Here is a 12,592-nt window from a genome sequence, read left to right as displayed (position 1 = left end):
ATCACGCTCGGGCGGACGCTGAAGCAGCGCGCCGCCGACGTGCTCGCGTACTTCGACCGGCCCGGCACCAGCAACGGGCCGACGGAGGCGATCAACGGCCGCCTCGAGCATCTCCGCGGCTCCGCCCTCGGCTTCCGCAACCTGACCAACTACATCGCGAGATCACTGCTCGAAGCCGGCGGCTTCAGGCCACTGCTACACCCTCAATTGCGATGAGCCTTGAATGCACCGCCAGAGCCGCTTGGACCAACGCACTTGCACCGGCAACCCGAACGCCGGAGCGTCCGCCAGCCGATGCAGGCGTCGCCCGCGACCCTCGGCCAGCACCCCGCAGGCCGGACAGCCCACCGTCACCGGATCGGTCTGCACCTCGAGGACGATCACGCCGCCGCGATCCTCGATCGCGGTGACATGGAACCCGTCAACGGCGAACACGGCGCAAGCAGGCGCGCACGATGCGCACCCCGATCTAGGGTGGGACACGAGGGGCCTTCCAGGTGGGGAGCGTAGGAACTTCCATCCTGGAAGGCCCCGCCGCCTATCCCGCCACCGGCACGCCCGAACCACTCACCCCCGCTTCATGACGAAGAGCCGGTTTGGCCACCACGCCTAGCGCGCCCAACACGACGAATCCAAACGCCATATCAGTCGGAATCCACATCGCTGGAACGAGAGCAGCAGTCACAAAAAGGAATAACATCAAAGCGTTGCGTACGAAGTGAAACCACCGAACACCACCAAGCTTGCCGAAGCATCCGCAGCCAGCGTCGATTCGCTTAGCTCGGACCAACACGACAGTGACGCCAACCATCCACATACACGCAAGCACGCTCCCCCAGTAGGGCGAAAACACGAAGACGCTACCAATAACAAGTTCAGATCCCATGGCAGTCCCAGCCAATAACGCCGGCGGGCCGGGCAACCTGAGCATGCGAACCCATTCGATGGTGTCTTCAATTTGCGCGATCTTTAGCAAAGCGGCGCCAACTAGCGTGCCCGCCGTAACGGCAACTATCACGCCCATCGCGATGTAGAGAAGCTCCATCGTTCACATCCTCCCCGCGTATTCGATCGCATCCTCGAGCGAAATGCCGGGCCCAATCCAATTAATGTAGTAGCAGTCCTCTTGCTGAAACAGAATCTGTATTTGACCGGGATCTCCCACCGGGACAACGATTCTCTCTACTCCGCGCGCAAGGACGACTTGCTCGTCAGCCCATGACTCACTGTCGAATGCACTTTCTCCCATGGCTTTGAGCGCCACCTCTCCACCTGCTTGGGAAACGGAGTCGTTTCCGGAGCCCCAAGTAGTCAGCGGGGTTGGATCCTCGTGGGACCGTTCATCCATCGGCCCACCGACTTCCCTTGGCTCTCCAGGGGGACTGCCGCTTGGTAGCTCGAGCGGCTCTATCGCAGGGCATACGGTGCTCACATTGTCAGAACCGTCAACCTCGCTAGTCGCTGAGCCCGCGCCAGTCGGCCCCAGTCCACGATCATCCACCCCTGATGGGGCACCTTGCGCGCAGGACGCGGCGAGGAGGATTGGAAGAACGGCAAAAGGCCCCAAGAACTGCAACTTCGTATTCCGACTTTGAAAATCTAGCGCTCGATTTCGTCTCGCTTTCGCCACTCCCGAGCGCAGTCTCTTAATGGCAGCGTTTGGGCGCTCCGCGATGAGATCTTCGCCAACAATGAAGAAGAACTTCAGTTCAGTATGGCCGTCAATTGCGGACACATATTCTGACGCATAGCCACGGCCAGACCAGACACCGACAAGACCAAAAAGAGTTACGTGACCATTCGTCGCAGACACATACCATTGGTCTAAGACCTGCGTTCGATCAACCCATGACCAAGCTCGAGTCGGGTTCGATTTATGCACCATCAGATTGGGCACGGCCCATCCGCCGGGTCGCAACAATTCCTCGTTCGATAGTTGTTCCTCCACGTCACCACCCTGTTACGAAGCGCTAGACCACTGGAGTTCCAGCTACTATTCGTTCCGCTCTGTTGGGTAAAGTTAGTTCCGCAGCACACAGTAGAGAAGCTCCCAGTACCTCCGCACGGGTTCCAGAAAAAGCAATTCGCGTGCGGCCGGATGCGTGCGGCCTCATTAGGCGTATTCAAGAGATTCATCAAGGCCGCTAGTCGGCATTCCTGGGCCTTGCTCGGTCCAGAGACGTTGCCCGAGAGGCAACCACCAAAACAACCATGGAGCATGATCCCAATCGTCTGACAGTTGCATCCGAAGGCGTGAGAACCCGTGGCTTGTTGCCAACGAGTTCCGCAAACATGAGTAACGCCGGTGCGCGTAATCGTGAAGTCATAGCCGCCTTCACAGAAACTGGCAGTGGAAGTGTGCGAGTTTGGGGAGCCGGTGTGGTGGATGATGACTTGGTTTCGCCGAGGCGCGGTCGCGTACGACATCACAGATCTCTCGAAGCCGCTTCGAGAACGGCGGCGGGCAGTTCAGTCGGGAACTCGACGAGTCTCGAGAAATTGTGTTCCGGTTCGAACGGGATTCGAGCGCCGTCGCAGAGCCGGGTGACTAGGCGAGGAGCGCCGACTGCACTAACGGCGGCGGCTGCGCTCTGCACAGGAGCCGCGCTCACAATTCCCGACAGAATTGTGGTTGCAGCAGCCCCGATGGTGAATTCGATAAAGCGTCGTCTCGCGAGGTTCGGGCCAGGCGAAAAGCTCGCGGTGTCGTCCGCGCAAGCAGGTGCTGCTGCGCCCAGTGAAACATGACCATGGCTACAAGCGTGAGACGCCTTCCGCACTCCGCTTTGATTCCAACTGTAAATCGTCATTGATTTACCTCCAATTCTCGTCAGGCGGGCACAGGATCACCCGTCTCCCTCCTTGCTGTCAGGCTAGGTGAAGGAAGTCTCACTTGTCAACGATGCGATTCCAGCTTCTTATTCGGTGATGTCCGATCTGACGCCGCCTAAGGCGGGAGTGTTTGAAGTGGCGGTCGTCGTGACTGTGGCTTGCTGGCGATCACAAGCGTGGCCCGGCCCCGTCTTCGACGTGAAGCCCAATCAGAGTGCAAGGTAAGGGCAGAATTTCTTGTCCACAGGCGCTACGCGCTTAGCGCCGTGACAATCCGCGAAGCTGTAGCCCGTTTTGGGCAGCAGACCTGTTCGGTCCCCGATGTTCCTCAACGCTAGCCATCGCCTCACGCTGTCCCACAACTAAGGCCCAGTAGTAGCCCTGACACTCGCGACGAACCGAACTAACGGACGAGACCGGCTATCTGAATTTCCTAGGCGCCGACCCACTGCCCGCGGGCGGGCACGGGGTTGGCGCGGGCGAGGCTGCCGGCCTCGAGGCCGAGGCGCTGCTCGGCGGCGGCGAACACGATGGCGTTCGCCTCGTCGACGTCAACGATGCCCATGGCGTGGTGCTGCACGGCGACGCCGTCCGCGACGGCGGTGAGCATCCGCGCATCCTCATCGGGGTGGGCGCTCGTCGCGGCGCCTGCGGCGACCGCGCGCGCGATCTGGTCAGCGAGGATGCGCTCACAGTCGCGATGGTGGCGATCGAGCGCGGCGGCGAGCGCGGGCGTGCGGGGGGCTTCGCTCCAGGCGTCGATCCACACGATGTAGTGGTTTTCGGGGGTGGCCGAGAGCCATCCGGCGAGGGCGGCGACCGGGTCGAGGCCGTCGAGCAGGGCGTGGTCGCTCGCGAGCTCGGCGGTGACCGCGTAGTCGAAGGCGGCGGCGACGAGCTCATCGCGCCCGGCGAAGTAGTGGCGGATGAGGCCGTGGGCGATGCCCGCCTCGGCGCCGACGTCGCGCAGGGTCACGCCGGCGAAGCCCTTCTGGGCGACAACGACGAGGGTCGCGCGCAGGATCTGCTCGCGCCGCTCATCCGAAGTCTTGCGCTCGGCCATGGGTCGAGCATAGGCGGTGGCACATGATCTTGTCCGGGTGGATAACGGGATGCTAGTGTGTAGTCCACTTGGACAATAACGCACGAAAGGTTTCTGATCGTGAACGCGCAGCAGCGAGAGGCACGGCGTGCCCGCCTGCTCGTCCCGAGCGTGGTCGGCGCCATGGTGACGCTGTCGGCGGCGTCGTTCGTGATCTTCCCGCTGATCCCGTCGCTGCAAGACGACCTCGGGGTCTCCACCGCGCAGATCGGCTATCTCGCCGCCGCCGGCTTCGGCGCGGCCCTCGTCGCCGAACTCATCGTCGCGCCCGCCGCCGACCGCGGGCACGCGCGACTCATGGCGATCATCGGCGTCGTGATGGTCGCCGGGTCGCTCGCGCTCAGCGCCCTCGCGACGAGCGGACTTCAGCTGATCGCCGGGCGCGCCGTCGGCGGCTTCGGCTTCGGCATCTTCGTCATCGCGGCGAGCGCCCTGCTCGTGCGGCACGATCACAAGCGCAGCGGTGAGCTGCTCGGGCGTCTCGGAGCCGGCGAGCTCGCCGGCATCGCGCTCGGGCCGCTGGCGTCGGGGTTGGCGCTGGCCATCGCCGGGCCAAGTGTGATCCTCGCCGTGTCGGCGGGGGTCGTCATGCTCGCGCTCATGCCGGTGCTGCTCGGGTTCCGAGAGGCGGCGCACGCCGGGGAGGCTCGCGGCGGCGCGACGGACGCCGAACCGTCGCGAAGCCGCACCGGTTTCGATGGCGACCACGCGCATCCCGAGACCGGGGGCATCGCCGCCGGCGTGCTCGGATTCGACGTGACCGACGCCGACCGCACACAGCGGTTCGGCTCGGCGGCACCGCGCACGGGGCTCGACCTGCTGCGCTCGCCGCGCATCGTCGGCATCGTGCTGCTGTATGCGGCCGTGATGATTCCGACGGGGGCATACGACGGCATCTGGCCGCGGTACATGGCCGACATCGGCGCGGGGCCCGTGCTGATCGCCGCGAGCTACGCGACCTTCGCCGTGCCGTACGTGCTGCTCGCCGGCTGGGCGGGGCGGCTCGCCGACCGGCGCGGCGGAGTCTCGGCGTTCTGGCGCGGGCTCGTCATTCTGCTGCCGATGATCGCTCTGTACGCGGTGGTCGGCAACCCGTTCGTCGCCACCGGCATGGGGCTCATCGAGTCGACCGGGCAGGCGCTCGCCTTCGTCGGAGCCGCCGCGGCCATGGCGCACGCGGTCGACCCCGCGCGAGCCGGAACCGCGCAAGGTCTCCTGCGCGGCATCGGGCTCGCGGCGGCGACCGTCGCGGCCGCCGTGTCGGGGGTGGCGTACCAGGCCGGTGGGCAGGCGCTGCTGTTCGGCGGCACGGCCGTGGTGGTTGCGGTGGTCGCCGGGGTGGGGTTGCTGCTCGCGCGGGCGCGGGTGCGGCGGGGTCGCTGAGCCGCGTCGCAGGTGCGTGCCGCACCCTGTACCCATGGGACGACAGCGGCCTGGACGCGACGCGCGCGACGGCGCCTCCGCCGCTCTCGCGGGCGACGTCGCCAACCGCGTCGACCGCACCGACCGCACCGACAAGACCTGCGCCTCCTGCGGGCGGCGCATCGAGTGGCGCGCCAAGTGGGCGCGCGACTGGGCCAACGTGAAGTACTGCAGCGATGCGTGCCGGGTCCGCGGCGTGCGCGAGGTCGATCGCGAACTGGAGGCGAGCATCCAATCATTGCTGGATGCTCGTGCCGCGTCCGCAACGATCTGCCCGTCGGAGGCGGCGCGCGCCGTCGCGGCCGCCCGCGGACTGCCCGGCGACGAGCCGTGGCGCGAGCTGATGGAACCCGCCCGACGCGCGGCGCGGAGACTGGTGGCCACGGGAGAGGTGGAGATCACCCAGGGCGGCCGGGTGGTCGACCCGTCGACGGCGAGGGGGCCGATCCGGGTGCGGAAGGTGCGCTGAGCGGGCTAGCGAATTCGTGTTTGCTGGTGCACGGCGACGCGCCAGCGTCCCTCTATATAGAGGTACGTAGTGGCGAGGCGGCGTTCGAAGACCTGCTCGCCGCGCTGCGCCCGCACTCGATAGACGAGGGTCGCCGCGCGGTCGCCGAGCCGCACGACGCGGTGCTCGCTCATCTCGTACGACTCCCACGCCTGGCCCTCGAGGGCGGCGAGGGCCGCGTCGCGCTCGATGATGCCGTCCTCGACGATGATCACCCCGTCGGACGTCATCGCCTGGTTGTAGAAGGTGCCGCCGTCGCCGCGGCAGACCGCATCCCACCCGTCATGCTCGGCGCGGATCAGTTGGGCGGGCAGATCATCGGTGATCACGGTCATGCCGACAGTCCATCGGAGCGGGCGGGGCGCGTCAAGGCTTGTGAGCTCTTACCCACTCGTGCATGACGATCGCGGCGGCGGCGGACGCGTTGATCGAGCGGGTCGACCCGTACTGCGTGATCTCGACCGCCTCGTCGGCCGCGGCGAGCGCCTCGGGGCTGAGGCCGGGGCCCTCCTGCCCGAACAGCAGAATGCACGCCTTGGGGAGGGGCGCCGCATCGACCGGGCGGGATCCGGGCACGTTGTCAACGGCGACGATCGGCAGCTGGGATGCGCGGGCGAAGTCGACGAGGTCGGCGATCGTCTCGTGGTGGCGCACGTGCTGGTAGCGGTCGGTGACCATGGCTCCGCGGCGGTTCCAGCGACGACGGCCGACGATGTGCACCTCGGCTGCGAGGAACGCATTCGCGCTGCGCACGATCGAACCGATGTTGAGGTCGTGCTGCCAGTTCTCGATCGCCACGTGGAACGGGTGCCGGCGGGTGTCGAGGTCGGCGACGATCGCCTCCATCCGCCAGTAGCGGTAGCGATCGATGACGTTGCGGGTGTCGCCGTGGGTGAGCAGCTCGGGGTCGAAGTGCGGGTCGGTGGGGTGAGGCAGCGGGTGCGGGCCCACGCCGTGGGTGGTGTGCTCGGGGGTTGGGGTGGGTTCGGGCCGTGCGTCGGCGGGCGGGTCGGCGGGCATGGGTCAAGCGTAGGTGCGGGGCCGAGCAGGGGGTCGCCGGCGAGTGTGGATGAGGCCGTGGGGAGGCGACGCCTCCTTCACAAATGGCCCGGTCATCCCGCTTTTCACAGGCCTATGGGGGCGTGGATGCGCGCCCGCCACAATGTCGGTGGTCACTGGTTCACTTCTCTCATGACCACCCCCGACCCGCTCGCGCTGACGAACCTCGCCGACGGGGCGACCGACCAGCTGCTCGACGCGATCCTCGCGACCGACCGGGTCGTCGCCAGCGTGCACGCGATGCGCGCCACCGCGATCAACCAGCTCTTCGAGAATGTGCTCCACAGTGAGCGGCTCACGGATGCGGCCGCGGGTCGCCCCGTGCCGGCGCCGGGCTCTGCCGACGGGTGGAACGCCGAGACCCGCGCCCGCCGCGTCGCCGCCAGCGAGCTCGCCTGCGCCATGCGCATCAGCGAACGCCAGGCCACCGACCTCATCGAGCAGAGCCGCGCGCTCGCGACCCGCCTCCCCGCGACCCGTGAGGCGCTGGCCGACGGCCGCATCTCTTTGGGGCACGCGGCCGCCATGGTCGACGAAGCGGCAACCATGTCGACCGTCGTCGACGAGCGCGACCGGATGCTCGCGGAGGCCGTCGACGCCGGCTCCGGTGACGCGGGTGACTTGCCGAGCTCCGCGGAGATCGTGGCCGAGTTTGAGCGGCAGGCGCTGCGTCATGCCGAGACGACCAGCCCGGGGCGGTTCCGGCAACGGGCCAGGCGGCTGCGCGAACGACTCGAGCCCATGACCCGCGAGCGCCGCTGCGCCGAACGTGTCGCCGACCGCGGAGTCTGGGTCGAACCCGCCCGCGACGGCATGGCCTACCTCACCGCCTACCTGCCCGCCGCCGACGCGTGGGCCGCCTATAACCGCATCAGCGACATCGCGAACCAGCTGGGGCGCACCGACCAGAGCGCCGACGGCGTCGCAGGTGCGGGGAGCGGCGATGTTGGCGGCGATGTTGGCGTTGTTCGTGGCGACGGCGCAGCCGGCGACGGCGTGAGCGACGACCGCACCCTTCCTCAGCGTCGGGCCGACGTGTTCCGAGACCTCCTGTTCGACGGCGTCATGCCCGCGCACGGCACCGGAACGGGCATCCGCCCGACGGTGCTCGTGACCGTGCCCGTGCTGACGCTGCTCGGGCACGACACCGCCGAGGTGGCGAGCATTGAAGGCCACGGCCCGATCTCCGACGCGGAAGCACGGCGCCTCGCGGCGACGGCGCCGAGTTTCATCCGAGTGCTGACTCACCCCGAGACAGGGGCGACCCTGTCGGTCGGGCGCGACCGCTACGTCGTTCCGCGCGACCTGCGCATGTGGCTGCGAGTGCGCGACGAGTACTGCCGGTTCCCCGGGTGCGGGCGCGCAGCATCCCACAGTGACGTCGACCACACGCGCGACTGGCAGCACGGCGGAACCACCTCGGCCGACAACCTCGCCCACCTCTGCCCGAGCCACCACCGGCTCAAACACCACACCCGCTGGCGGGTGCAGCACGACGGCGGGGGCACCCTGCTCTGGACGGCGCCCTCGGGCCGCACCTACCGCACCGAACCTGCGCACGCGCTGCCATCAGGGTGATGAGGTGCGTGTTGCTTCCACGAGGTCTCCCCGCAAACAGATGACCGACCCCTCCGCACCTGTGTCATCCACCTACGACTTCGCCACTCTCCCGAGAATCTTCGTCCCGCCTGACCCGGGATATCTAGACTGGCCGACAGCGACATCGAAGGAGCTCCCATGACGAATCCGGCCCCACAGGACCGCAGCCCGGCCGAAGTCGCCCGCGAACGTGCACTTGGTGAAATCAGCGACGTATTGCTCAATCTCGAGCACACTCTCGCGCGTGCCAAGAAGGCACTGCAGCGGGTGCGTAAGTCGGGTGGTGACCACAACATTGAACTCGCGCTCACCGAGCTGATCGCCGACCTCGAACGCAACCACAAGCGCTTCATGCACGACACGTACTACGCCGGCGACACGCTTCGTCTCATTTGACCGTGCGCAGCGGTCTCGAAATCCAAGCGGCCCTCACCACCTTTGTCACCAAGTGGTCCGGCTTCGCCGGCACCGAAAAGGCTGAAGCGCAAACCTTCCTCAACGAGCTGTTCGCCTGCTACGGCAGCGACCGCTCCGAGGTCGGGGCGCTGTTCGAAGACTTCGCCACCTCGGCAGGCTTCATGGACCTGCATTGGCCCGGCGTGCTCATCGTCGAAATGAAGGCGCCCTCCGTCGAACTCGACAAGGCGCGTGACCAGCGCGAGCGGTACTGGCACGAGTCGTCGAACGCCGCCGAGGGCGTCCCCGCCGCGCGGTGGGTCGTCGCGTGCAACTTCCGCGAGTTCGAAATCTGGGAACCGGGACGCTTCCCCGGCGAGGCCCGCGCCCGGTTCACGCTCGAAGAGCTACCGGACCGCTATGACGCGTTCCTCTTCTTGCAGAGCGACACCATCGAGCCGGTGTTCGCCGAGCACCGACGCGAGCTGACCACCGACGCAGCCCGCCACATCGCCGACCTGTACGCGTCGCTTGCCGATCGAGCGGCGGCGCCGATTGACGAGATCCAGCGCTTCACCATGCAGCTGGTGTGGTGCCTCTTTGCTGAAGACCTCGGGATGCTCGATGGCTACCCCCTGCAGGCCACGATTCTCGAATTGCTCGCCTCATCGCAGCCCGACAGTGCTCGCGACATCGGTTACCTCTTCGAACTGCTCAACCAGAAGGGAAACCACAACCGGCAGGGGCGTTACGCCGGCACGCGCTACGTCAACGGCGAGCTATTCGCGCGTCCGGCCAAAGTGCTCATGACAAGGCCCGAGCTCGAGCACCTCAAGCAAGCCGCCGAGTTCGACTGGCGCGCCGTCGACCCCACCATCTTCGGCTCGCTGATGGAAGGGATCCTCGGCGACGAGCGCCGCGAACGACTCGGCGCGCACTACACGCACGAGGCCGACATCATGAAGATCGTCGTGCCGACCATCGTGCGGCCCTGGCGTGAACGCATAGACGTCACAACATCACCGGCCGAGGTTCGTGCTCTGCTCGATGAGCTCATCACCTTCCGCGTGCTTGACCCGTCCTGCGGCTGCGGAAACTTCCTGTACGTCGCCTACCGTGAGTTGCGCGGGCTCGAATTCGACCTCAAGCAGCGCTATGCACGCCTCTGCGCCGAACAGGGAGTACCGGCCGACACCGACCTTCCCTACTACCCGCTGACGAACATCTACGGCCTCGACATCGAGCAGGTCGCCGTCATGGTGGCACGCGTCACCCTCTGGATGGGTCATCGGCAGATGGTCGACCGGTACGGCCCGGCAGAGCCGGTGTTGCCCCTGACAAACCTCTCCGGCGTGAGAGCGATCGACGCCCTCCAGGCCGACTGGCCTGAGGTCGACGCGATCATCGGCAACCCGCCGTTCCTCGGTTCACAGCTACTGCGCGCCAGCCTCGGCGACAGCTACCTGCGATGGCTTGGTTCGACCTTCGGGGTCGGCATCAAGGACCTCTGCGTCTACTGGTTCCGTAAGGCACATGACCACCTCAAGCCCGGCCAGCGCGCCGGACTCGTCGGCACCAACTCGATATCGCAGAACACCGCGCGCGCGGCATCGCTTGACTACATCGTCGACAACGGTGGAGTCATCACCGACGCGGTGTCATCTCAACGCTGGCCGGGAGACGCGAAGGTGCACGTCAGCCTCGTCAACTGGGTAAAGCAGCCCTCGGAGCCTGTGGCGCAGTTCGTGCTCGACGGCGACGAGGTGTCGGGCATCACGAGCTCGTTGCGCGAAGGCGGTGCCGATGACTGGAAACCGCAGGCGCTCGCGCCGAACCGCAACAAGTGCTTCCAGGGGCCGATTCCGGTCGGCAAAGGCTTCATCGTCTCTGAGGAGGAGGCGCGGGCGATGCTTTCAACCCCTGACAAGGACTACAGCGCGGTGATACGGCGGTACTTGGTGGGCGATGACATTGCCAATTCGGCGAACCAGAGCCCCAGCCGGTGGATTATCGATTTCGGCTCGATGGGGCTTGAACAAGCGGCGAAATATCCGCACGCTCTCACGCTCGTGCGTGAGCGGGTTAAGCCACAGCGAGAACAGAACAATGACGCCGGGTTCAGGGCCAAGTGGTGGCAGTTCGGGCGCCCTCGAGGTGAGATGCGTGAAGCCATTGGACCGCTAACGCGATTCATAGTGAGCACGGCGACCGGCAAGCGATTTCTCGCAGTATTCGTACCCCCTGAAGTCTCACCAAGCAACGCAGCCAACGTCTTCGCGTTCGACGACGACTACAGCATGGGAATCCTGCTCTCGAAGGCTCACGACGCGTGGGCCTGGGCCCAATCGTCGACCCTGAAGGGTGATCTTCGTTATACCCCGACCACGGTCTTCGCCACCTTCCCATGGCCCGACCCCGTCAGCGACGACCAGCGGCAGGCCGTGGCGAGCGCAGCATCCGCCCTGTATGTCCGTCGCAGCGAGCTGTGCCGTGAGCACAATATGGGCCTGACCGCGCTCTACAACCTGATGGACGAAGGCGGCTTCACCGACCTCGCCGCCCTGCACAGAAACCTCGACGCGGCCGTTGCCGCTGCCTACGGCTGGCCAGCGTCTGTCGCCCACGACCCGACCGAGCTCGTCACCCGGCTCACCGCCCTCAACCGCGACATCATCGAGGGTCGGCGCGAATACCACCCGTTCACCGCATGACGGAGCGCGGCACCAGGCGCGGCACCACAGAGACGCCGGCACCCGACCCGCACCGCGACCCGTCCCTGCTGCCAGGCCCCGAGCATCCGCATCGCCTGTTCGCCGGCGACAACCTGCCCCTCTTGCGGGTCCTCCCCGACGAGAGCGTCGACCTCGCGTACCTCGACCCTCCGTTCAACACGGGCCGCACGCAGCTGCGCCGCGTCACCCGCCACGAGCGCGACCCCGACGGCGCGCGCACCGGATACGCCGGCACCAGCTACACGATGCACGTCGACCGCGAGGCGCAGTACGCCGACCGCTTCGACAACTACGAGGCCTTCCTCGCCCCGCGGCTCGCCGAAGTGCACCGGCTGCTCGCCCCCACCGGCACGCTCTACCTGCACCTCGACTACCGCGAGGCGCACTACGCGAAGGTCGCCCTCGACCGGCTGTTCGGCCGCGACTGCTTCCTCAACGAACTCATCTGGGCCTACGACTACGGGGCGAAGAGCCGCCGGCGCTGGCCGACGAAGCACGACACGATCCTCGTCTACGTGAAAGACCCGAAGCGATACCACTTCGACTCCGACGCCGTCGACCGCGAGCCGTACATGGCCCCCGGGCTCGTCACCCCCGAGAAGGCGGCCCGCGGCAAGCTGCCCACCGACGTCTGGTGGCACACCATCGTCACCACCTCCGGCCGCGAAAAGACCGGCTACCCGACGCAGAAACCCGAAGGCATCCTGCGGCGCATCGTCACCGCCTCCAGCCGCGAGGGCAACCTCGTGCTCGACCCCTTCGCGGGATCCGGTACGACCGCCGCCGTCGCCCGCGCCCTCGGGCGGCGAAGCCTCAGCATCGATCAGAACGCGGATGCTCTCAGCACGATCGAGAAGCGGCTCGGCGTCGCGCGCGAGCCATTCCCTAGGCGCTGAGTCGAGCATCCCGGACGGTCACGCCGGGCACGCGACACCCGCGGCG

The 12,592-nt window shown here is 66.7% G+C and carries 13 protein-coding genes; 7 read left to right on the top strand and 6 right to left on the bottom strand.

Annotation, left to right across the window (positions count from 1 at the left end; translation table 11 throughout):
* Positions 1–216: transposase (locus EV140_RS08725; RefSeq protein WP_198674400.1), on the top strand; the 216-nt coding region annotated here is incomplete at its 5' end.
* On the opposite strand, the gene EV140_RS08720 is transcribed toward EV140_RS08725, so the two are convergent.
* The 4 genes from EV140_RS08720 to EV140_RS08705 form a co-directional block, all read right to left on the bottom strand.
* Positions 196–435 carry a transposase family protein gene (locus EV140_RS08720; RefSeq protein ID WP_130283002.1) on the bottom strand — a complete coding sequence of 80 codons (240 nt, stop codon included), beginning with the start codon at positions 433–435 and terminating at the stop codon, positions 196–198. The two genes, EV140_RS08725 and EV140_RS08720, sit on opposite strands and share 21 nt — an antisense overlap.
* Before the next feature lie 103 nt (positions 436–538).
* Positions 539–1,045 (bottom strand): MauE/DoxX family redox-associated membrane protein, encoded by a 507-nt coding sequence (locus EV140_RS08715; protein WP_130283000.1) that lies wholly within the window; start codon positions 1,043–1,045, stop codon positions 539–541.
* An 839-nt stretch (positions 1,046–1,884) separates the two neighbouring features.
* Positions 1,885–2,427 (bottom strand): N-acetylmuramoyl-L-alanine amidase, encoded by a 543-nt coding sequence (locus tag EV140_RS13635; protein ID WP_130282998.1) that lies wholly within the window; start codon positions 2,425–2,427, stop codon positions 1,885–1,887.
* A gap of 838 nt (positions 2,428–3,265) precedes the next feature.
* The gene (locus EV140_RS08705; protein ID WP_130282996.1) at positions 3,266–3,895 is read right to left on the bottom strand and encodes a TetR/AcrR family transcriptional regulator; all 630 of its coding nucleotides are present in this window, start codon (positions 3,893–3,895) and stop codon (positions 3,266–3,268) included.
* A gap of 99 nt (positions 3,896–3,994) precedes the next feature.
* Between EV140_RS08705 and EV140_RS08700 the strand changes: the two genes are divergently transcribed.
* Together EV140_RS08700 and EV140_RS08695 are read left to right on the top strand one after the other, a co-directional pair.
* A complete protein-coding gene (locus EV140_RS08700) occupies positions 3,995–5,317 on the top strand; it encodes an MFS transporter (RefSeq protein ID WP_130282994.1) in 1,323 nt (440 codons plus the stop codon).
* Positions 5,318–5,351: 34 nt separating this feature from the next.
* Positions 5,352–5,825 (top strand): DUF2256 and DUF3253 domain-containing protein, encoded by a 474-nt coding sequence (locus EV140_RS08695; RefSeq protein ID WP_130282992.1) that lies wholly within the window; start codon positions 5,352–5,354, stop codon positions 5,823–5,825.
* Positions 5,826–5,830: 5 nt separating this feature from the next.
* Here EV140_RS08695 and EV140_RS08690 read toward each other — a convergent pair whose 3' ends face one another.
* Together EV140_RS08690 and EV140_RS08685 are read right to left on the bottom strand one after the other, a co-directional pair.
* Positions 5,831–6,199 carry a nuclear transport factor 2 family protein gene (locus EV140_RS08690; RefSeq protein ID WP_130282990.1) on the bottom strand — a complete coding sequence of 123 codons (369 nt, stop codon included), beginning with the start codon at positions 6,197–6,199 and terminating at the stop codon, positions 5,831–5,833.
* A gap of 31 nt (positions 6,200–6,230) precedes the next feature.
* Complete coding sequence (locus tag EV140_RS08685) at positions 6,231–6,884, bottom strand: TrmH family RNA methyltransferase (RefSeq protein WP_130282988.1); 654 nt, start codon at positions 6,882–6,884, stop codon at positions 6,231–6,233.
* Between the two features lie 171 nt (positions 6,885–7,055).
* Here EV140_RS08685 and EV140_RS08680 point away from each other — a divergent pair, with 171 nt between their 5' ends.
* The 4 genes from EV140_RS08680 (at position 7,056) to EV140_RS08665 (ending at position 12,546) form a co-directional block, all read left to right on the top strand.
* The gene (locus EV140_RS08680) at positions 7,056–8,501 is read left to right on the top strand and encodes an HNH endonuclease signature motif containing protein (protein WP_198674399.1); all 1,446 of its coding nucleotides are present in this window, start codon (positions 7,056–7,058) and stop codon (positions 8,499–8,501) included.
* Positions 8,502–8,660: 159 nt separating this feature from the next.
* Entirely contained in the window at positions 8,661–8,918 is a 258-nt protein-coding gene (locus EV140_RS08675) for a hypothetical protein (RefSeq protein ID WP_096419856.1), read from the top strand.
* A 2-nt stretch (positions 8,919–8,920) separates the two neighbouring features.
* Entirely contained in the window at positions 8,921–11,629 is a 2,709-nt protein-coding gene (locus EV140_RS08670) for a DNA methyltransferase (RefSeq protein ID WP_157985633.1), read from the top strand.
* The gene (locus EV140_RS08665) at positions 11,626–12,546 is read left to right on the top strand and encodes a DNA-methyltransferase (RefSeq protein ID WP_130282981.1); all 921 of its coding nucleotides are present in this window, start codon (positions 11,626–11,628) and stop codon (positions 12,544–12,546) included. The genes EV140_RS08670 and EV140_RS08665 overlap by 4 nt, the downstream gene beginning before the upstream one ends.
* The last annotated feature ends 46 nt before the right edge of the window (positions 12,547–12,592 follow it).

This window comes from Microcella alkaliphila (assembly GCF_004216855.1).
GTDB classification, from domain to species: domain Bacteria; phylum Actinomycetota; class Actinomycetes; order Actinomycetales; family Microbacteriaceae; genus Microcella; species Microcella alkaliphila.
This window is presented reverse-complemented; position numbering and strand designations above follow the sequence as displayed.

What these genes read in the sequence shown, in the direction of transcription:
- EV140_RS08705 (WP_130282996.1), bottom strand. Translation starts at nt 3,895, where the DNA reads ATGGCCGAGCGCAAGACTTCGGATGAGCGGCGCGAGCAGATCCTGCGC.
- EV140_RS08680 (WP_198674399.1), top strand. Translation starts at nt 7,056, where the DNA reads ATGACCACCCCCGACCCGCTCGCGCTGACGAACCTCGCCGACGGGGCG.
- EV140_RS13635 (WP_130282998.1), bottom strand. Translation starts at nt 2,427, where the DNA reads ATGTCGTACGCGACCGCGCCTCGGCGAAACCAAGTCATCATCCACCAC.
- EV140_RS08695 (WP_130282992.1), top strand. Translation starts at nt 5,352, where the DNA reads ATGGGACGACAGCGGCCTGGACGCGACGCGCGCGACGGCGCCTCCGCC.
- EV140_RS08690 (WP_130282990.1), bottom strand. Translation starts at nt 6,199, where the DNA reads ATGACCGTGATCACCGATGATCTGCCCGCCCAACTGATCCGCGCCGAG.
- EV140_RS08675 (WP_096419856.1), top strand. Translation starts at nt 8,661, where the DNA reads ATGACGAATCCGGCCCCACAGGACCGCAGCCCGGCCGAAGTCGCCCGC.
- EV140_RS08665 (WP_130282981.1), top strand. Translation starts at nt 11,626, where the DNA reads ATGACGGAGCGCGGCACCAGGCGCGGCACCACAGAGACGCCGGCACCC.
- EV140_RS08715 (WP_130283000.1), bottom strand. Translation starts at nt 1,045, where the DNA reads ATGGAGCTTCTCTACATCGCGATGGGCGTGATAGTTGCCGTTACGGCG.
- EV140_RS08685 (WP_130282988.1), bottom strand. Translation starts at nt 6,884, where the DNA reads ATGCCCGCCGACCCGCCCGCCGACGCACGGCCCGAACCCACCCCAACC.